The following is a 16,513-nucleotide window of genomic DNA, read 5'->3' as shown; positions in this document are numbered from 1 at the left end:
TCCATGTGACCGGGGGAGTGCGCGCGCCGTCTCCCCAGTACAACGCGCCGCACTACTCAGTGTTCTAGGCACAGTGTCCAGGTTCTTGGGCGCCGCGCGCCAGTCCGTCCGCTTGATGTTGACCGAATCCGTACACCCACCCTGCCCAACTTTCTGGACAGTCTGCCCAACAGGTGCCATGCTGGCCCTGCCCAAGTTTTTGGACAACTCGCCCAAGTTGAGGTTTGCATGGATCCCGTCCAGAAGTACCGGCTGATCAACCCGGCTCTGATGCGCACCCTCATGCAGCGCACTGGCACGGGATCCAGCATCAGCAACCGCGAGCTCGCGGCAGCCGCAGGCGTCTCGCACGGAACGATCGACAACCTCCTCAACGGAGTCCACAAGATCCAGAAGGAGCCGGTGGCGTACGCCATATGCCAGACCATCGGCGTCGACCTGCTCATCCTCTGGGCGCCCATCGGGCGCGCAGTTCCCGCCACCGACGACGTTCGCTCGGGCCCGATGGCGGTGGCCCTGTGATCTGCCGGACGCCCGAGGAGGCGTTCGAGGCCGGCCTGCACGAGGCCTGCGAACACGGCGTGCACCCGGCGGCCTGCCAGACGTGCCAGCTGAGCGAGCCGGAAATCACCCGCCTCGTCGTGCTCTACCGCGACCACCTGCCGCAGACCGCCGCCTCGTCGTCGCGCGCGGCCTGATCCACAAGTTCGGGCGGTGGGCCCTGCATGGCCCACCCGACCCCTCGGCACCTCAACCACGAATCGAGGAACCGTGAATCACCGTACCCAACTCCCGACCGAGCCCGAGCCCGAGGCCTCCCGCCTCGTCCAGGCCGCCAACGGGAGCCGTTGGCGCACCGCCGGCCGCGCCTCGAACGGCGAGCAGCTCTACGTGCTCGACGGCACCCCGCTCGACACGTGCCCGATGTGGGTCCGCGCGAGGGAGAGCGAGCTCGTCGACATCACCGGTGGCCCGCTCACGGCCGTGGACGAGGGGGCGGCCGCATGAGCGACACCGCCGTCGCCGCCGTCGCGGCCCTCGTCTGGGTCCTGGGCGTCCTCGCCCTCCGGGCCGCCCTCACCTCCGACGTCCGCCGTACGGCGCGCCCGAAGGGGAGGCACCGGTGACCGGCCTCATCACCCCCGAGCGGCTCGCCGAGATCCTCGCGGGTCAGCACACCTACCGCACGACGGAGCAGCTGGATCGGGACGTCCGTGACCTCCTGGCCGAGCGCGAGCAGCTGCTCGCCGATGCGGCGGCCCGGGGGAAGGACACCGGCACCGCTGGCGAGTCCACCCCCGCGCCGTACCGCGCCACGTCGGCCGAGGTCAGGTTCACCGTCTACGGCTCCGTGCAGCTGCTCGACCCGGCCGTCCGCAGCCTCCCGGCGGATTACTACGGCCACTACTACCGCCAGCTCGGCGGCTGGCTCCCCGACACGTGGAGTGGCGAAGTGCCGCGCGGCACGGAGCACATGGAGTTCGCGCACCTGCCGGGCCTCGTCATGCCGGCCGACATCAACGTCCAGGTCTCGACGACGACGACCCGAGACGGCTCGCGGTACATGGCGATCGAGTGGCGACGGGAGCGCCCCTGATGGCCACCGACCCCAGCGACTTCTGTCCCAACGAGCAGTGCGGCGGCCACCGGGACGCGTGCGGCTGCCCGGCCGACCTCAACACCCAGTCCCTCATGGTCTGCCTGGTCTGCGGCGGTCGGTGGTGGCGGCCGTACGGCGGCACCTCGACCCGCTGCCCGCACCCCGACTGCGGCCAGGACATGTCCCTCGTCTCCGTCCCGGCCGCCCGCCGGCCGGAGCGCGGCGAGGACGGCCAGCCGCTCGACACCGACGACGACCCCGACGGGGACGAGTGCCACGCCGAGTTCATCGACGGCTCCTGGACCAACTGCGGCTGCCCGGACTGCGAGCAGCGCCAGGACGACGACAACGAGATGGAGCTGTACGGATGACCGGCCCCGAGCACTACCGCGAGGCGGAACGCCTCCTGGCCATGGCCCACCGCTTCACGTACGGCGACGGCGCGGACCCGGCCACCGGCGCCGCGCTGGCCGCCGAGGCCCAGGGCCACGCCACGCTCGCCCTGGCCGCCGCGCAGCTGACGCCCGCCGCGTCCTCGGGGGCCGTCACGGTCTACCGCGCCACGTACGAGCACAGCCCGTTCCCGGTCGGCCTGTACGCGAACCCCGAGGCCGCCCGGGCGCACTGCGAGGCCCTCGTCAGCGACGAGCACCCCGCGGACGTCGCGCTGCTCTTCGAGTGGGCCGTGGACGAGGACGAGCCCGAGACGGTGTGCGAGCTGGACGTGCGGATCGGCGACGAGCTGACGCCCACCGGCTACAGCGTCACGGCTGTGGTGGCCGAGGCCGCCTACGACCCGGAGGCCGACGCGTGATGGAAGCCCCCGCCCTGACTCTCCCGCAGCTCTCCGTGGCGTGCCCGGCGTGCGGGTCGGCCGCCAGCCGACTGTGCACCAGCCACAGTGGGAGCCGCTCCCGCCGCGACACCGTCCACCAGGAGCGCCGCGCCGCCTGGGGCGCGCTCCAGACCGAGAAGGCGAAGGCCCGGGCCGCCCACGTGGCCGCGCCGACGCCGACGCCCGTCGAGGTGCCGCCCGTCGACACGATCGAGCACGGCACGACCCGCGGGTACGAGCAGCACCGGCGCCGGAAGGTGCCCCAGTGCCAGCCGTGCCGGGACGCCCTCAACGCCCAGAACCGTGAGCGTCGGGCGGCGCGCCAGGGATGGAACGGTGGGCTGGCCGGTACGCCGAAGGCCCCGGCCCCGGTGCCGACCGGCCGGGACTGCCCGGTCCTGGGGTGCGGCGAGCTCGCCTCGACCCCGCAGCCCGCGGCCTCGATGGTCCACGTCGTGTGGCCCTTCTCCCGCGAGCCCGGTCGCTGGTACTGCCCCGGCGCGTGCCAGGCGTACGGGCTGGCCCTTGCCGAGGTCCGCGCGATCGGAGACCGCGATGCGTGACGCCCTCGCCCTGGCCGTCCTCGGCCTGCTCCTCCTCGGCGCGGCCACCGTCGTCGTCGGCGCCGTGTGCATCACGGTCGCCGGCGGGCGGGCGGCGCACCGGTTCTTCTTCCCCCGGCCCCGGGTCCGGCTGCACCGGGTCGTCCCGGCCCCGCTCCAGTACGTGTGGGTGGTCTGCCACACCCCGCGCTGCGCCCACCTGGAGACCCAGCACTACCCGGCCGGTCCCGGCTACGTGGCCTGCCACGGCTGCGGCACCGTCCGCCCCCGGCCGTGACCCGCCCGTCCCGGCCGTGCGAGCTTCCCGGCCCGCACGGCCAGGGGCCGCCCCGCCTGTACGTCACCGGCTGGCGCTGCGACCGCCACACCCCCGCCGCCCTCGCCGGACGCCCCGAGGCCCCGCCCGGGCCCGGCTGGCCCCCCGGCAACTACCTCAACGCCCGTACCACCGAACCGCCTCCACGCACCCAGGAGTAGCCCATGAGCACCATCCCCACCCCCGGCGACGTCTACCACCGCACGGCGCACCCGCTCATCGCCCCCGGCCCGCACGACCCCGCCGTGGACGAGCCGTTCCGCTCCCTGTGGGAGCGCGGGATCAACGGCTCCCACCTGCTCAGCCACACGAAGTTGGTCGCGCTGACGCTGGCCACGCAGGCCGACTGGGCCACCGGCGACATCCCCATCCCCGGGCGGGTCAGCCTCGGCCATCTCATCGAGCTGACGGCTCTCCACCCGGGCCGTGTCGTCGTCTCGCTGAACGTCCTGGAGGAGCGCGGGTGGATCGCCCGCGACAGCCGTCGACGGCGCTGGAACGTCGCGACCGTCTCGCTCACGATCCCCGGCCCGATCATGCGCCGTCTCAAGGCCGGCGGCCCCGCCTCCTGATGGCCCCGGCCGGGGCCCGCGCCCCGGCCTCCAGGCCCCGCACCGCCTGTACCGACCTGAGAGGCACACCCCGTGGACGACGAGCAGCAGACCCGACCGACGGGCGGCAGCGTGCCGCACGCCTGGGGCAACGCGCTCGCACGCCAGTGGGCCGCGCAGATGCCCCGCCCCCTCACCGGAGGATTCCTCACCACCTTGTACGCGGTGCGCCAACTCGCGTCCGCTGACGGCCGTCTGCGCTACGAGCGGGACGGCGCCGCCATCACCCTGCCGCAGATCGCCACAGCGAGCCGCTGCGACCTCAAAGACGTCCGCGTGTACCTGACGGCGGCCGTCGCCGCAGGCGTCCTGGCGATCGTCGAGGACGGCCACGGCCAGGGCCGGACGAGGGGGCGCGCCGTGATGTACGCCCTGCTCCTGAGCCCCTCGCCGGACTGGGAGCGCGCCGCCGGCCTCGTCTGGATCGCGCAGCAGGAGAAGAAGGAGAAGCGTGCGGCCGCCGCCGCCCGCAAGGCCGCCCAGGCTGCCGCTACCTCGGGGGACAGTGCCCCTACCTCCGACGCCGCTACCTCGGGGGACAGTCCCCCTACCTCTGAGGGGTCTACCTCGGGGGACAGTGCCCCTAGGTCGGCCGAGGAGGGGTGGGGGGACAGTGCCCCTACCCAGGTAGGGGGACAGTCCCCCGAGGGGGTAGGGGCACAGTGCCCCGACCACCCAGGAAGTACCCATGTACTACCCCATGACGTAGCTGAGGTTGTACCTCAGCTACAGGACGTGCGCGGGCCCGCGAGCGAGACGACGATCCCTCAGCAGCCCGACAAGGCACACCACCGCCGCTGCGCGGGCGGCTGCGGCCAGCCCGTCATCCGGTCCGGCCGGATGCTGTGCACCGGATGCGAGCGCCGCGCCCAACAGCCCCCTCAGCAGCCCTCAGGGCCCATACAGGGCGCGTTCATGATCTCGATGCCCTCCGGGACCCCTCCGGCCCCACGAAGCGCCCCACAGGCCCCTCAGGGCGCTTGGCCCCAGGTGGACCCGTTCGCGCCGCTGCGCACCTGCGAGTGCGGCCGGACGTACCGCGCCGTCTCCGCTGGCGGCTGCCCCGACTGCCTCGACGCCGCCGACCGCGAGCGCACCACCGGCACCGGCTGACCCCGCCCCCGCCCGACCCTCACGACCCTGGAGTCCTCGATGACCAGTCCGTCCAGCGCGACGCCCTGCCCGTCGTGCGACCAGCCCATCCGCTGGGCCCTCAACGCCACCACCGACCCCGCGGGCAACCTCGGCGCCTACACCGACGGCACCGGCCGCCTCCGCGTCCGCGTCCTCACCGCCGAGCGGCCCACCCTGGAGGGCGCCGAGTGGCGCGCCATGCCCCACGCCGCCACCTGCACCCGCCCCCAGCCCCGCCGCACCGTCCCCCGGCAGCGCACCGGCGTCCGCCCCGCCCCGTGGCGGGGGTGGACCCGATGACCGACCGGCAGACCCTCGTCCCGGCCGCCGTCGCCGCCGTCATCGCCACCCAGGCCCTCACCCGCCTCGGCCACCGCATCACCACCGAGGAGGCGACCCTCCTCGGGCACGCCGCCATCGAGGCCCTGGCCGTCGACGGGTGGATCATCGCCCCGGGGTCCGCCGGGATGCGCCGCCTCTCCCAGGTGTCACCCACCCTGTGGGAGCACGACCTGCCCGTCCTGGCCGGCCTCGCCCGCGGCCGCACCGCCCGCGAGATCGCCACCGAGACGCACACCCCCGAGCCCACCGTGCGCCAGCGCATCGCCCGCCTCATCGGGCGCACCGGCGCCGCGAACTCCGCCGAGCTGCTGTCCATCGCCTACCGGTCCGGATGGATGGCCGACCTGGCGCCCGAGCCGCGCGGGCGCGTCACCCTCACCGAGCCCCAGCGGCAGATCCTCGCCCTGCTCGCCGATGGCCTCGACAACCAGGCCATCGCCGACGTCCTCGGCATGCCGCTCAACACCGCCGTGGGCCACATGCGCCGCGTGTACGCCGCCCTGGACGCCACCCGCCCCGGCCAGCGCAACCACTCCTCGCGCTGCCTCGCCGTCGCCCTCGCCTACCAGCACGGCCACCTCCCGCTCCCCGCCCGCACCACCGCTTCTGCCGCCTAGGAGGCCCTCATGTACACCGCCCCGCGCCGCCGCCTCGGGCCGACGAGGACCACGCCCACCGTCCGCGACTCCGGCCCCGTCAGCCGCGGCCTCTGCACCGAACTGGACCCCGACCTGTTCTTCCCCGAGCGCGTCAACGCGGCCACCATCCACGCCGTCAAATCCATCTGCGTGGACTGCCCGATCCGAACGGCCTGCCTGAACCAGGCCCTCGACAACGGCGAGCAGTACGGCATCTGGGGCGGCCTGGACGAACGGGAGCTCCGCACCCTGCGCCGCCGCACCAAGACGGCGTGATGACCGCCCTGGCGCTCCCCGCCGCGTACGTCGCCCTCGTCGCCCTGGCCGCCGCCGCCCTGCTCGGCCACACCACCCGCATCCCCCGCCGGCGCACCCGCGCCCACCAACCTCAGGAGCGCCCCTGATGACCGAGAACCTTCCGCCCACCGAGCCGTGCACCGACCCCCGTCACATCGGGCCCATCCGCGAGCAGCTCGGCTGTAACGGGCCGGAGTCCGGCCCCAAGACGCCGACCCCCGTCGAGGAGCAGCCGCGCATGCCGACCGGCGACCACTTCACCGAGGCCGCCATCCGCCGCAGCGCCTACCTCGACGCCGCCCGCGAAGCCACCGAGGCCGCCAAGCTGTTCCCCGACGACCTGGAGTGCGCCGACACCATCAACGCCCTCGAAGGCTTCGCCCAGCGGTTGCAGCGCCTCGCCGCCCACTACACCACCGCCGAGCAGCCCAGCGGCATCACCTGGGAGGCCCGCGCCGACCACGCCGTACGCCTCTACGCCCGCACCGCGATCGAGCTGGAGGACTCGAAGGCCGAGGCCGCCCGGCTCCGCGCCGAGCGCGCCACGCTGATCCAGCAGCGCGACCGCATCGCCGACGACACGATCAAGGCCCTCATCGGCGCCGAGCAGTGCGTCCAGCACCCGACCGCGCCCCGCATCGGCGACATGTGCGGCGACTGCACCCAGTACCCCGCCGACATGACGGAGAGGCCCGAGGACACCGTCCGCCGGTTCGCCCGCCGTCTCAACGCCGTTGAGCGCCTGGTCGGCGGTCGCCCCGGCTACCACACGGTCACCGTCAAGCAGCTGCTCACCGCCATGAGCGACGCCGACGACGAGCCGTTCATCCCCCGCACCGAGCGTGCGTACTGGCTGGACATCGCCGACGCCCTGAACGCCGCCGGCCGTGTCGGCATGGCCGTCGGCATCGACCTCGACGGCACCCTCACCGACCACAACGCCTGGTCCGTGGTCTGGAACCGCGAGACCGCCCGCTGGGAGCTCGCCGGGTACGACGACGCCAGCGCCCAGGACCCGACCACCGCCGACGACCCCACCCCGCTCCGCTGGGGCCTCGACGACGTCATGCACGGCGACGACGACACCGTCACCGTCTGCCTCTCCGGCCCCGCCCCCGACCGCCGTCCGTACGCCCTGGAGCTCGACCCCGACCGGGCCCGGGCGCTGCGCACCGCCCTCGCCCCGCCCCGCCCCTCCTCCGACGGCGAGGCCGTCTCGCCCGAGGAGGGCATCGACGAGGCCCGCGCCTGCATCGCGCACGTCCTCGGGCTCTTCCTCGACCGCGTCCCCCGCGCCGAGCTGGAGGCCGACATCATGGCCGACTCGATCACGGACGCCATGTCCGACGAGCTCAGCGACCTCTACGAGAAGGCCGGCCGGGCCGACGCGGCCGAGGCCGCCGTGGCCCGCGCCCTCGCCTGGTGCGACGACCTCGACCGTGCCGTCCGGCTCCACCACATGGACCTCGACGCCGAGCACCCCCACGCCGTTGCCCTGCGCACCGTCATTGCCCAGGACGGCACCCTGTGACCGCCCTCCCGTTCGCGGCCGGCTTCCGGCTCCACCCGCGCCGCGGCGCGCCCCTCGACGGCGTCCTCCTGCCCAACGGCCAGTGCCTCATCGTCGAGGACGCCGAGGACGGCCTGATCACCGCCGCCCCGTCCCTCGACGACCTGACCCGCGCCTACCCCGACGCCCGCATCGAGTGGCCGCCCCCCGCCCCGACCGCGCTCCTCGCCCAGCGCAGCGCACCCGCGTGGCCGCCCGGGCGCCCCGGCCTCGACGAGCTCACCAGCGACGACCTCGACCGTCTGTACGCCGCGCGAGACCAGGCCCAGGCCGCCGTCACCCGCGTACTCGCCTGGTGCGACGAGCTCGACGCCCGGACCCGGGAAGTCACCGAGGACCCGACCGCCGTTCACCCCATCGCCTTTGGCGTCCGCTTCACCATCACGACCCGGGAGGGCTGGTGACCCCCTGCCTGATCTGCACCCACGACGCCGGACCGTCCCGTACCGCGTGCGTCCGCTGCGAGCACCGAATCCGCGGCTGGCTCGGCGAGCTCCCCCGCCAGCACGTGCTGCTCGTCGCGTCCCTGGAGCTCGGCACCCGACCCGCCCAGGGGTTCGGCGGCACCGGCCGCGCCCACTCCCCGCTCCCCGTACGCGGCGACGTCCTCACCCTCCTCGGCCCGGCCGCGCCCGGCCCCGTCCACGACACCCTCGGCGACCAGGGCGGCCCGCAGCCGATCCACGCCGTCCTGCACGCCTGGGCCGACCAGCTCGCCGAGGACCTCGGCCACCTCCTCCCGCCCATCAACCCCCGCGCCCCGTACGCCGACTACCTCGCCCGCCACCTCGGCCACGCCGTCCGCGCCAGCTGGATCGCGCACATGCACACCGAGCTCGCCGACCTCATCCGCCGCATCCGGACCGTCACGAGCACCGAGCCCCGCCGCCGCGCCCTCGACGCCCCCTGCCCGCACTGCCAGGCGTTCGCCCTCGGCCACCTCGACTGGGACACCCACATCGACTGCGAGGCGTGCGGACGGCTTCTCACGCCCGACGAGTACGAGACTCACCGCGCCGTCGTCATGCCCCCGCTCGCCCGCATCGGCGTCCTCATGGCCGCCGCCCAGCACCTCGCCCAGGAAGCGTCATGACCACCGCCCCCGAGGACGCCGACGCCATCGCGACGCGTCGCGCGACAGTCGCGCAACTGCGCGCCACCGGCCTGTCCATCCGCGAGATCGCGGCCAGGCTCGGCACCACCAAGGACACCGTCCACCGCGACACTCAGGCCCTGTCGCGCGACACCGCGACACCCTCTGACCAGGACTGTCGCACCCCTGTCGCGCCCGACATCCTGACTGTCGCTCTCCCCGCCGCGACACCGGCCACCGACCCCGCGACACCGTCGCGCGACACCGCGACACCACCCGCGACACCCGCCGTACCCACCCTCACCGTGCCCCTCGACACGGCCCTCCTCGCCGACCTCGCCACCCTCACCCGCAACGGCACCACACCCGCCCTCGCCATCCGCCGCGCCCTCGCCTACATGGCCGGCGCCTACCGCCAGGCCTGGGACGCCGACCTCTACCCGCCCGACGCCGACCCCGTCATCGAGCGGCACGCCTACACCCCGTACCGGCCCCGCTGAACGGAGCGCCCCGCATTCGACTGGACATGATCGTCACTTAGCGCAACACTGATGCCAGCACCACAGGTGCGCCCAGACACCGCCACGGCCCCCTCGACGAGGGGGCCGTCGTCGTACCCGGAGGTGAGCCGTGGCCACCCTCTACACCGCCACCGAGGCCGCTGCCCAGGCCACCCAGTGGCGCCGCCTCCTCTCCGCCGGCGCCGCCGCCGTCACCCCGATCACGGTCCGCTCCTGGGCCCGGCGCGGCCACCTCACCCCCGCCGGGATCAACGACCGCGGCCACCCCCTCTACGCCCACGTCGACGTCGCCCGCGCCGAACGCGCCACCCGCAGCCGCGCCCTACGCCTCGTCGGCATCCCCGAGACCCAGCCGTAGCGCGCCCCGCTGCTCCCCACTACCGCCCCGTCCGCGAACCACGCCGCAGGCGGGTCCCCATGCCCCTGCCGCCCGGCGATGGATCGAGGAGATCTCCCGTACGGGTGTACCCACGGTCGTGCGGCGCGCGCAGCGTCCGGGCGGCAGGTCCACTCCCCAGGAGCGATGGTGAACCCACCTCAGACCCCGTACGACTACACCCTGCACACCATCAACGAGACGGCCGGCCGCCTCAACCTGATCACCTCCGGCCGCCCCGTCCCCGGCGACGTCGCCACCAACGCGCTCATCGCCCAGTCCAACCTCGCCATCGCAGGCGCCCTCCTCGCGGTCGCCGACGCCCTGCGCGCGGACCGGCCCGCCCCCGAGCCGTCGTGATCACTCTCACCTTCCCCGCGCGGCTCGACCCGTCCGAGCCGCAGCGCAGCAACTACGCCACCACCGAGGCCTACGAGCACGCCTGGTACACCTGGCGCGCCCAACGCCGCGACGGCCGGCTCAACAGCGAGGAGATGGCCGCGCAGTTCGAGGTCATCGAGGCCCACGTCCGCTACATCTGCAGGAGGGACCCATGATCGCCGCCGACCGCCCCTCGGACATCCCCCGCTGGGTCGGAGCCCACACCCGTGTGCACCGCCAGCTCACCAGCGAGGGCGTCTCACCGCTCCTGCTCACGATCACGCTCCCGCGCATCCGTGGCGCCCTCTACGGCCTCTGGCTGCTCCTCACACGCAGGACGACCTGAGATGCCCAGCCGCGCCCCGCGACGCTGCACGACGCCCGGATGTGGCGCCATGGCCACCCCTCCCGCCTCGAAGTGCGCCCCGCACGACAAGCGCCGGCCTCGCCGCTCGGCCTCGTCCAAGGGCTACAACGCCGAGCACGAGCAGCGGTTCCGTGCCGGAGTCCTGGCGCGGGACGCCACGTGCGTGCTCTGCAGGGCCGCTCCGGCGACCCAGGCGGACCACTACCCGCTGTCCAAGCGCGAGCTGCAGGCGCGCGGGATGGACGAGCACGACCCCCGTCGAGGCCGCGGCCTGTGTGCCTCGTGCCACTCCAAGGAGACCGCCCGCCACCAGCCCGGAGGCTGGAACGCCGGGCCTCGCTACTGATCGTGAGCGCCCCGGCCGGGGGGAGGGGGCCTCCAATCCCTGGCCAGGGGACCCGCGACAGGTTTCGGGATCCGCCGTACCGGGCCGCCCGCCGTAACAGAACGTCACAGGAGGTGGCCATGGGGAAGCGAGGACCGGCACCGAAGCCCACCGCGCTGCGGGTGCTGCACGGGGACCGGAAGGACCGGATCAACACCGAGGAGCCGCGGCCCGCCGAGGGCGACATCGCCCCGCCGGCCTGGCTCCGCGACGAGGCCGTCGAGGTGTGGGACACGCTCGCCGACCAGCTGATCACCACCGGCGTGCTGACCCTGTGGGACGTCGAGGCGTTCGCCAACTGGTGCGACGCCGTCGCCCGCCGGCGCGAGGCCGCCGAGCACGTTGCCGTCGAGGGCGCCGTCGTCGAGCACCCGGTGTTCAACAAGAACGGCGACATCAGCGGCCACCGCATGGGCAAGAACGCGTGGCTCCTGGCGCTCGACGCCGCCGACGCGCAGGTGCAGCGGTACGGCGCCCGGTTCGGCCTGACCCCGAGCGACCGCGCGCAGCTGCACATCGGTGGCCAGGAGAAGCCCGGCGGAGCGGAGCGCCTGCTGTCCTGACCGATGTGAGGGGGTGCCATGACCGCCGGGACCACCACCCGCCCGGCCCGTAGCAAGGCAGCCACCAGGCCTCGCGGCCGCGCCCGGGCGATCACGTACAACCACCACAAGCGGTGGCGGCCGGCGTCGCGGCGGGGCGACGTCTGCGGGTACACCCTCGACGGCAAGACGTGCGAGCGGCGCGGCGCGCACTACTGCGAGCCGCGCGCCGACCGCGTGGTCGCGTTCTTCGCGGAGCTCCTGCGCCACCCTGCCGGCGCCATGGCCAACTCACGGTTCGTGCTCGCGCCGTGGCAGGAACACGAGATCATCCGGCCCCTGTTTGGTGAGGTCCAGTGGTCCGAGCAGTGGGGCCGGTACGTCCGCCGGTACTCGCGCGCCACGATCGTCATGGCCCGCAAGAACGGCAAGTCCGCGCTGCTGTCGGGCATCGCGCTGTACATGCTGTGCGCGGACAGCGAGGAGTCCGCCGAGGTCTACGGCGCGGCCGCCACGATCCGCCAGGCGGGCAAGGTCTTCGAGCCGTGCAAGAAGATGATGCTCAAGAGCCCGTTGTTGGCTCAGCGGCTGGAGCACATCAAGGCCGCCCGCCGGATCATCGACGAGCAGACCGGTAGCCACTACGAGATCATCACCGCCGACGCTGACAACCAGCTCGGCCACAGCCCGCACTGTTTCATCCTGGACGAGGTCCTCTCTCAGCCCGACGACAGCCTGTGGCAGGCGATGCGTACGGGCACCGGCGCCCGTACGCAGCCGCTCATGCTGGCGATCACCACCGAGACCAGCCAGCAGTACAGCTTCGGCGCCGAGTTCATCGACGAGGCCGACCGCGTCCTGGAGGACCCGTCCCGCAGCCCGCACCACTTCGCGTTCGTGCGCAAGACCCCGCGCACGCCCGACGAGCTGGAGCGGCTGCACCGGCTGTTCCCCGGGCGCCCTGATCTTCCGGTCTCCCTGGACTGGACGGACGAGGCGAACTGGCGGTGGGCGAACCCCGCGCTGGGCACGTTCCTCTCGATCCAGTCACTGAGGGAAGAGGCCGCCGAGGCGCTCGGCGACCGCAAGGCCTTGAACGCCTTCCTGCAGTTCCGGCTCAACCAGCGCGTCTCGGAGGTGTCGCGCTGGATCGCGATGGACCTGTGGGACATGAACGCCCGAGAGATCGCCCCGAACCCCGGGTGGATCGCCGGGCGTCTGGAGGGCCAGCGGTGCTGGGGCGGCCTCGACCTCTCCTCCAAGCTCGACCTCACAGCCTGGTGCCTGTACTTCCCGGGCGGCGAGATCGTGTGGCGGTTCTGGGCCCCGCAGTCCATCGCCCCGCTCCTCGACAAGCACACCGACGGGAAGTTCTCCGAGTGGGCCGACGAGGGATGGATCACGCTCACCGACGGCGACACCATCGACTACGACACGATCTACGACGACATCGAGACCGACCACAACATGTACAAGATCATCGACGCCACCTACGACAAGTGGTGCGGTGAGCCGGTCCGCCAGGCGCTCATCAAGCGGACCCGGATGAAGATGGTCGAGTCGGACACGACGTTCACGCGGATGACGCCGCCGATGAACGAGTTCATGCGCGGCCTCAAGGCCAAGGAATACGCCCACTTCGGGAACCCCGTCGCCCGGTGGATGGCGGACAACCTGGAGTGCAAGAGCCCCCGCGACGACCCCGACCGCGTCCGCCCGGTCAAGCCCTCGCGCGACAAGACCGGCAAACGCATCGACGGCATGCCCGCCGCCTTCTTCGCCATCGACGGAGGCCTGAGAGGCCTGCCCACCCCGTCCATCTACGAGTCCCAGGGCATGGCCCTCTGACCACAAGGGAGGCCCGGATGGACCGCTGGGACGTCCTCGCCCTGCTCGGCATCACGCTCCTCGGCCTCGGCCTCGGCCTGCTCGCCCCCTGGCTCGGCATCGCCGCGGCCGGCCTCGTCCTCCTGGCCGTCGGCATCACCGGCGCCCTCGGCGAACTCCGCACCGCACGCACGTCCACCCAGCTGCAGAAGGGAGCCTGACCATGGGATTCCTTCGCAGCGCCCTGTCCGGCCTGGCCACCCCGGAGAAGTGGGTGGAGGACTGGATGCGCGGCGGGTCGATGAACTCGGCCGGGATCCGGGTCGACCAGGACACCGCCCTGACCTACTCGCCCTTTTTCGCCGGGGTGCGGGTGCTGTCCGAGGACGAGGCCGGCCTGCCGCTGTTCCTCTACGAGAGGATGGCCCCACGCGGCAAGCAGCGCGCCACCAGCCACCCGCTGTACGCGCTGCTGCACGACCAGCCCAACGACATGATGTCCTCGAACTGGCTGCGGGAGGTGCTGACCAGCCACGCGATCACGTGGGGCAACGGCATCGGCCACGTCATCTCCCACCCCCGCACCGGCGTGATCGAGGAGATCTGGCCGCTGCGCCCCGACCGGGTCACCATCGGCGTGAAGCGCCTGGGGCCCGGACGGTTCGAGCGCCGCTACCGGTACGACGACGACGTCAACGGCATCCACACCGTCCTCCTGCCTCACGAGGTCCTGCACATCTCCGGCCTCGGCTACGACGGCGTGCAGGGCTACCCCATCGTCGAACTCGCCGCCAACTCGATCGGCCTCGGCCTGGCCACCGAGCACCACGGCGCCAAGGCGTTCAGCAACGGGGCCGCGCCCGGTGGCGCACTGACGCACCCCGGCAACCTCTCCCCCGAGGCGAGGCGCCGGATGGCGGACGACTGGGAGAACATCCACAAGGGCATCGACCGCGCGCACCGCGTGGCGATCCTGGAGGAGGGCGTCACCTTCCAGCAGGTCGGCATGCCCAACGACAGCGCGCAGTTCCTGGAGACCCGCCAGTTGCAGGTCACCGAGATGGCCCGCTGGCTCCGTCTGCCGCCGCACAAGATCGGCGACCTGGAGCGGGCGACCTTCAGCAACATCGAGCACCTGCAGCTCGACTACGTCGGCTCCGCGCTGAACGTGTGGCTCGTCCGCTGGGAGCAGGCGATCCTCACCCAGCTCCTCCTGCGCGAGGAGCGGAAGACGTACTACGCCGAGCACCTCGTCGACTCGCTGCTCCGCGGCGACACCCTCACCCGCTACCAGGCCTATGCCGTGGGCCGCCAGTGGGGATGGCTCTCGGCCAACGACGTGAGGGACAGGGAGAACATGAACCCCGTCAAGGGCGGCGACGACTACCTCGTCCCGCTCAACATGGTCCCCGCCGGCCGCAGCGCCCCCGCGCTGGAGACCGCGGCCGCCGCCCGGGCCGCGCGCATGGCCCGGCTGCTCGCCGGACGCCTGGCCGTACGGGAGTCCCTCGCCGAACGGTGGGGAGCGAAGATCCAGGAGTCCGACCAGGAGGTAGCCGACCTCGAAGCGAAGAAGGTCGGCGCCCTGATCGCCGAGCACCTGACCCCCGAGCGCGGCCGGCACCGCTCGCTCGCCGCGTTCCTCACCGCGCTGCGCCTGCTCTACGCCGAGGACGGCCCGATCATGGAACGGCTCGCCGAACTGTGGGTCCCGATCATGACCGCGTTCGCCGACGACGTCGCCGTCCAGGCCGCCGAGGCGGTCGCGTTCGAGGAGAGCGTCGACCTGTCCGTGTGGGCCCAGGCATACGCCCTGTCGCACGCCTCGTACCAGGTGTCGTCCTCGTTCGGCCAGCTGCGCGCCGTGGTCGAGGCGACCGAGGGCACGCCGGAGGACATCGCCGAGGCCGTCGCCGAGCGGCTCGCGAAGTGGCAGGCCGAGCGCCCCGAGCAGACCGCGCGGTGGGAGGCCTCGCAGCTGCCGAACGCGGCCGCCCGCGAGACGTGGAAAGAGGCCGGCGTGAAGTCGGTCCAGTGGGTGGCGCGCGGGTCGAAGAACTGCCCGTACTGCCAGCGCCTCGACGGCGCCGTACGGGAGATCGAGACGCCGTTCGTCGCCAAGGGCGACGAGGTCGAGGGCGAGAACGAGGGCGAGAAGCTCGTCGCCAAGCGCAACACCTTCCACCCCCCGGTACACCCGGGCTGTGACTGCGAGGTGATCCCCGTTGTCGAGTAACCAGCGCATCGAGAAGGGCCGCTGCACCGCATGCGGCCAGCCGGCCGAGCGCAGCCCGACCGGGACGTGGTGGCACACCGCCAGGTCCTGCGGCCTGATCGCCCCGCGTGCCGAGTTCAGGCCCCGGCAGCAGACCAGTCCGCGTGACCGGCAGGTCCATGAACCGAGGAGGAACCGATGAAGGGACAGCGGCACTACGTGCGCGGCTACGTCCAGCGCGCCGACGGCGACGAGGCGGGAAAACCGCTGACGATCATCGCCGCGACCGAGGGCCGCAAGGGCGACGGCCTGAACCTGACCATGAAGGGCGCCGAGCTCGGCCGGTTCGAATCGAACCCCGTCGTCGGGTACGGGCACTCGTACTGGGGCCGTGACGGCCTGCCGATCGGCCGGTCCGACCGGACGTGGATCGACGGCGACAAGCTGCGCATGAGCATTGCCTTCGACCAGGAGGACGAGTTCGCCCGCACGGTTGAGCGGAAGTACCGCGGCGGCTTCATGAACGCGTTCTCCATCGGGTTCGACGTCTGGAACATCGACGACGCCGGAGTACCCGAGGGCTGGGAGCTGTTCGAAGTCAGCGCGGTGCCCCTGCCGATGGACCCCAGCGCGATCGTCGAGTCCGGCCGCCAGCTCGCCATGGCCCGCGGGCTCCTCGACATCCCCGACGCCCTGACCGAGGCCGACATCGAGCGGCTTTCCCACGCCGTACGCGCGGGCGCGGTGCTGTCGAAGAAGAACAAGGGACTCGTCGAGAACGCGCGCGACGCGCTGCAGGAGCTCCTCGACGCGGCCGGCGGCAACGACGAGGACGACGAGCGGTCCGCCCCGCCCGTCGACCAGGCCCGCCTGCTCCGGCTCGCCGGAATCTGATCCCCC

General features: G+C 72.9%; 30 protein-coding genes. All 30 read left to right on the top strand.

What is annotated here, in order from left to right:
- Positions 1-228 precede the first annotated feature (228 nt).
- The 30 genes from ACRRSS_RS00825 to ACRRSS_RS00680 all read left to right on the top strand — a co-directional run bounded on the left by ACRRSS_RS00825 (position 229) and on the right by ACRRSS_RS00680 (position 16,507).
- Positions 229-522 carry a helix-turn-helix domain-containing protein gene (locus tag ACRRSS_RS00825; protein ID WP_435969343.1) on the top strand — a complete coding sequence of 98 codons (294 nt, stop codon included), beginning with the start codon at positions 229-231 and terminating at the stop codon, positions 520-522.
- A complete protein-coding gene (locus ACRRSS_RS00820) occupies positions 519-698 on the top strand; it encodes a hypothetical protein (RefSeq protein ID WP_435969342.1) in 180 nt (59 codons plus the stop codon). Before ACRRSS_RS00825 ends, ACRRSS_RS00820 begins: the two co-directional genes overlap by 4 nt.
- 73 nt (positions 699-771) lie before the next feature.
- Positions 772-1,008, top strand: coding sequence for a hypothetical protein (locus tag ACRRSS_RS00815; protein ID WP_435969341.1), 237 nt, complete (start codon positions 772-774; stop codon positions 1,006-1,008).
- Entirely contained in the window at positions 1,005-1,127 is a 123-nt protein-coding gene (locus tag ACRRSS_RS00810; RefSeq protein ID WP_435969340.1) for a hypothetical protein, read from the top strand. The genes ACRRSS_RS00815 and ACRRSS_RS00810 overlap by 4 nt, the downstream gene beginning before the upstream one ends.
- Positions 1,124-1,597: a hypothetical protein gene (locus ACRRSS_RS00805; RefSeq protein WP_435969339.1), complete on the top strand. Its 474-nt coding sequence runs from the start codon at positions 1,124-1,126 to the stop codon at positions 1,595-1,597. Before ACRRSS_RS00810 ends, ACRRSS_RS00805 begins: the two co-directional genes overlap by 4 nt.
- Positions 1,597-1,971: a hypothetical protein gene (locus tag ACRRSS_RS00800; protein WP_435969338.1), complete on the top strand. Its 375-nt coding sequence runs from the start codon at positions 1,597-1,599 to the stop codon at positions 1,969-1,971. Before ACRRSS_RS00805 ends, ACRRSS_RS00800 begins: the two co-directional genes overlap by 1 nt.
- Positions 1,968-2,414, top strand: a complete 447-nt coding sequence (locus ACRRSS_RS00795; protein WP_435969337.1) for a hypothetical protein — start codon at positions 1,968-1,970, stop codon at positions 2,412-2,414. The genes ACRRSS_RS00800 and ACRRSS_RS00795 overlap by 4 nt, the downstream gene beginning before the upstream one ends.
- The gene (locus ACRRSS_RS00790; RefSeq protein ID WP_435969336.1) at positions 2,411-2,998 is read left to right on the top strand and encodes a zinc finger domain-containing protein; all 588 of its coding nucleotides are present in this window, start codon (positions 2,411-2,413) and stop codon (positions 2,996-2,998) included. Before ACRRSS_RS00795 ends, ACRRSS_RS00790 begins: the two co-directional genes overlap by 4 nt.
- Positions 2,991-3,275 carry a hypothetical protein gene (locus tag ACRRSS_RS00785; RefSeq protein ID WP_435969335.1) on the top strand — a complete coding sequence of 95 codons (285 nt, stop codon included), beginning with the start codon at positions 2,991-2,993 and terminating at the stop codon, positions 3,273-3,275. Before ACRRSS_RS00790 ends, ACRRSS_RS00785 begins: the two co-directional genes overlap by 8 nt.
- Complete coding sequence (locus ACRRSS_RS00780; RefSeq protein WP_435969334.1) at positions 3,272-3,475, top strand: hypothetical protein; 204 nt, start codon at positions 3,272-3,274, stop codon at positions 3,473-3,475. The genes ACRRSS_RS00785 and ACRRSS_RS00780 overlap by 4 nt, the downstream gene beginning before the upstream one ends.
- Before the next feature lie 3 nt (positions 3,476-3,478).
- Entirely contained in the window at positions 3,479-3,886 is a 408-nt protein-coding gene (locus ACRRSS_RS00775; RefSeq protein ID WP_435969333.1) for a hypothetical protein, read from the top strand.
- A gap of 72 nt (positions 3,887-3,958) precedes the next feature.
- Positions 3,959-5,038 carry a hypothetical protein gene (locus ACRRSS_RS00770; protein WP_435969332.1) on the top strand — a complete coding sequence of 360 codons (1,080 nt, stop codon included), beginning with the start codon at positions 3,959-3,961 and terminating at the stop codon, positions 5,036-5,038.
- A 39-nt stretch (positions 5,039-5,077) separates the two neighbouring features.
- The gene (locus tag ACRRSS_RS00765) at positions 5,078-5,359 is read left to right on the top strand and encodes a hypothetical protein (protein WP_435969331.1); all 282 of its coding nucleotides are present in this window, start codon (positions 5,078-5,080) and stop codon (positions 5,357-5,359) included.
- Positions 5,356-6,018 (top strand): LuxR C-terminal-related transcriptional regulator, encoded by a 663-nt coding sequence (locus tag ACRRSS_RS00760; RefSeq protein ID WP_435969330.1) that lies wholly within the window; start codon positions 5,356-5,358, stop codon positions 6,016-6,018. Before ACRRSS_RS00765 ends, ACRRSS_RS00760 begins: the two co-directional genes overlap by 4 nt.
- A 9-nt stretch (positions 6,019-6,027) precedes the next feature.
- Entirely contained in the window at positions 6,028-6,315 is a 288-nt protein-coding gene (locus ACRRSS_RS00755; RefSeq protein WP_435969329.1) for a WhiB family transcriptional regulator, read from the top strand.
- Positions 6,312-6,443: a hypothetical protein gene (locus tag ACRRSS_RS00750; RefSeq protein WP_435969328.1), complete on the top strand. Its 132-nt coding sequence runs from the start codon at positions 6,312-6,314 to the stop codon at positions 6,441-6,443. Before ACRRSS_RS00755 ends, ACRRSS_RS00750 begins: the two co-directional genes overlap by 4 nt.
- Positions 6,443-7,867 (top strand): hypothetical protein, encoded by a 1,425-nt coding sequence (locus tag ACRRSS_RS00745; protein ID WP_435969327.1) that lies wholly within the window; start codon positions 6,443-6,445, stop codon positions 7,865-7,867. The genes ACRRSS_RS00750 and ACRRSS_RS00745 overlap by 1 nt, the downstream gene beginning before the upstream one ends.
- The gene (locus ACRRSS_RS00740) at positions 7,864-8,310 is read left to right on the top strand and encodes a hypothetical protein (RefSeq protein WP_435969326.1); all 447 of its coding nucleotides are present in this window, start codon (positions 7,864-7,866) and stop codon (positions 8,308-8,310) included. Before ACRRSS_RS00745 ends, ACRRSS_RS00740 begins: the two co-directional genes overlap by 4 nt.
- Positions 8,307-8,999, top strand: a complete 693-nt coding sequence (locus tag ACRRSS_RS00735) for a hypothetical protein (protein ID WP_435969325.1) — start codon at positions 8,307-8,309, stop codon at positions 8,997-8,999. Before ACRRSS_RS00740 ends, ACRRSS_RS00735 begins: the two co-directional genes overlap by 4 nt.
- On the top strand, positions 8,996-9,499 hold the full coding sequence (locus ACRRSS_RS00730) for a helix-turn-helix domain-containing protein (RefSeq protein ID WP_435969324.1): 504 nt from the start codon (positions 8,996-8,998) through the stop codon (positions 9,497-9,499). The genes ACRRSS_RS00735 and ACRRSS_RS00730 overlap by 4 nt, the downstream gene beginning before the upstream one ends.
- A gap of 130 nt (positions 9,500-9,629) precedes the next feature.
- Entirely contained in the window at positions 9,630-9,878 is a 249-nt protein-coding gene (locus tag ACRRSS_RS00725) for a MerR family transcriptional regulator (protein WP_435969323.1), read from the top strand.
- Positions 9,879-10,043: 165 nt separating this feature from the next.
- Positions 10,044-10,256: a hypothetical protein gene (locus tag ACRRSS_RS00720; protein ID WP_435969322.1), complete on the top strand. Its 213-nt coding sequence runs from the start codon at positions 10,044-10,046 to the stop codon at positions 10,254-10,256.
- Positions 10,253-10,453, top strand: coding sequence for a hypothetical protein (locus tag ACRRSS_RS00715; protein WP_435969321.1), 201 nt, complete (start codon positions 10,253-10,255; stop codon positions 10,451-10,453). Before ACRRSS_RS00720 ends, ACRRSS_RS00715 begins: the two co-directional genes overlap by 4 nt.
- Entirely contained in the window at positions 10,450-10,623 is a 174-nt protein-coding gene (locus ACRRSS_RS00710) for a hypothetical protein (protein WP_435969320.1), read from the top strand. Before ACRRSS_RS00715 ends, ACRRSS_RS00710 begins: the two co-directional genes overlap by 4 nt.
- A 49-nt stretch (positions 10,624-10,672) precedes the next feature.
- A complete protein-coding gene (locus ACRRSS_RS00705; protein WP_435969319.1) occupies positions 10,673-10,990 on the top strand; it encodes a holin in 318 nt (105 codons plus the stop codon).
- Between the two features lie 119 nt (positions 10,991-11,109).
- Positions 11,110-11,592, top strand: coding sequence for a phage terminase small subunit P27 family (locus ACRRSS_RS00700; RefSeq protein ID WP_435969318.1), 483 nt, complete (start codon positions 11,110-11,112; stop codon positions 11,590-11,592).
- An 18-nt stretch (positions 11,593-11,610) separates the two neighbouring features.
- Complete coding sequence (locus ACRRSS_RS00695) at positions 11,611-13,419, top strand: terminase large subunit (protein WP_435969317.1); 1,809 nt, start codon at positions 11,611-11,613, stop codon at positions 13,417-13,419.
- Positions 13,420-13,436: 17 nt separating this feature from the next.
- On the top strand, positions 13,437-13,619 hold the full coding sequence (locus ACRRSS_RS00690) for a hypothetical protein (protein ID WP_435969316.1): 183 nt from the start codon (positions 13,437-13,439) through the stop codon (positions 13,617-13,619).
- A gap of 2 nt (positions 13,620-13,621) precedes the next feature.
- On the top strand, positions 13,622-15,634 hold the full coding sequence (locus tag ACRRSS_RS00685) for a phage portal protein (RefSeq protein ID WP_435969315.1): 2,013 nt from the start codon (positions 13,622-13,624) through the stop codon (positions 15,632-15,634).
- Positions 15,635-15,811: 177 nt separating this feature from the next.
- The gene (locus tag ACRRSS_RS00680; RefSeq protein ID WP_435969314.1) at positions 15,812-16,507 is read left to right on the top strand and encodes a hypothetical protein; all 696 of its coding nucleotides are present in this window, start codon (positions 15,812-15,814) and stop codon (positions 16,505-16,507) included.
- Positions 16,508-16,513 lie beyond the last annotated feature (6 nt).

Source organism: Streptomyces sp. Qhu_M48 (genome assembly GCF_051305195.1).
Classification (GTDB): domain Bacteria; phylum Actinomycetota; class Actinomycetes; order Streptomycetales; family Streptomycetaceae; genus Streptomyces.
The sequence above is the reverse complement of the archived record's forward strand: the minus strand, read 5'-3'. Positions and strand labels throughout refer to the sequence as shown.

Excerpts from the sequence above, each read along its gene's own strand:
- ACRRSS_RS00825 (WP_435969343.1), top strand. The coding sequence starts at position 229 with ATGGATCCCGTCCAGAAGTACCGGCTGATCAACCCGGCTCTGATGCGC.
- ACRRSS_RS00810 (WP_435969340.1), top strand. The coding sequence starts at position 1,005 with ATGAGCGACACCGCCGTCGCCGCCGTCGCGGCCCTCGTCTGGGTCCTG.
- ACRRSS_RS00800 (WP_435969338.1), top strand. The coding sequence starts at position 1,597 with ATGGCCACCGACCCCAGCGACTTCTGTCCCAACGAGCAGTGCGGCGGC.
- ACRRSS_RS00795 (WP_435969337.1), top strand. The coding sequence starts at position 1,968 with ATGACCGGCCCCGAGCACTACCGCGAGGCGGAACGCCTCCTGGCCATG.
- ACRRSS_RS00785 (WP_435969335.1), top strand. The coding sequence starts at position 2,991 with ATGCGTGACGCCCTCGCCCTGGCCGTCCTCGGCCTGCTCCTCCTCGGC.
- ACRRSS_RS00775 (WP_435969333.1), top strand. The coding sequence starts at position 3,479 with ATGAGCACCATCCCCACCCCCGGCGACGTCTACCACCGCACGGCGCAC.
- ACRRSS_RS00765 (WP_435969331.1), top strand. The coding sequence starts at position 5,078 with ATGACCAGTCCGTCCAGCGCGACGCCCTGCCCGTCGTGCGACCAGCCC.
- ACRRSS_RS00760 (WP_435969330.1), top strand. The coding sequence starts at position 5,356 with ATGACCGACCGGCAGACCCTCGTCCCGGCCGCCGTCGCCGCCGTCATC.
- ACRRSS_RS00755 (WP_435969329.1), top strand. The coding sequence starts at position 6,028 with ATGTACACCGCCCCGCGCCGCCGCCTCGGGCCGACGAGGACCACGCCC.
- ACRRSS_RS00745 (WP_435969327.1), top strand. The coding sequence starts at position 6,443 with ATGACCGAGAACCTTCCGCCCACCGAGCCGTGCACCGACCCCCGTCAC.
- ACRRSS_RS00730 (WP_435969324.1), top strand. The coding sequence starts at position 8,996 with ATGACCACCGCCCCCGAGGACGCCGACGCCATCGCGACGCGTCGCGCG.
- ACRRSS_RS00720 (WP_435969322.1), top strand. The coding sequence starts at position 10,044 with ATGGTGAACCCACCTCAGACCCCGTACGACTACACCCTGCACACCATC.
- ACRRSS_RS00710 (WP_435969320.1), top strand. The coding sequence starts at position 10,450 with ATGATCGCCGCCGACCGCCCCTCGGACATCCCCCGCTGGGTCGGAGCC.
- ACRRSS_RS00705 (WP_435969319.1), top strand. The coding sequence starts at position 10,673 with ATGGCCACCCCTCCCGCCTCGAAGTGCGCCCCGCACGACAAGCGCCGG.
- ACRRSS_RS00700 (WP_435969318.1), top strand. The coding sequence starts at position 11,110 with ATGGGGAAGCGAGGACCGGCACCGAAGCCCACCGCGCTGCGGGTGCTG.
- ACRRSS_RS00695 (WP_435969317.1), top strand. The coding sequence starts at position 11,611 with ATGACCGCCGGGACCACCACCCGCCCGGCCCGTAGCAAGGCAGCCACC.
- ACRRSS_RS00690 (WP_435969316.1), top strand. The coding sequence starts at position 13,437 with ATGGACCGCTGGGACGTCCTCGCCCTGCTCGGCATCACGCTCCTCGGC.
- ACRRSS_RS00685 (WP_435969315.1), top strand. The coding sequence starts at position 13,622 with ATGGGATTCCTTCGCAGCGCCCTGTCCGGCCTGGCCACCCCGGAGAAG.
- ACRRSS_RS00680 (WP_435969314.1), top strand. The coding sequence starts at position 15,812 with ATGAAGGGACAGCGGCACTACGTGCGCGGCTACGTCCAGCGCGCCGAC.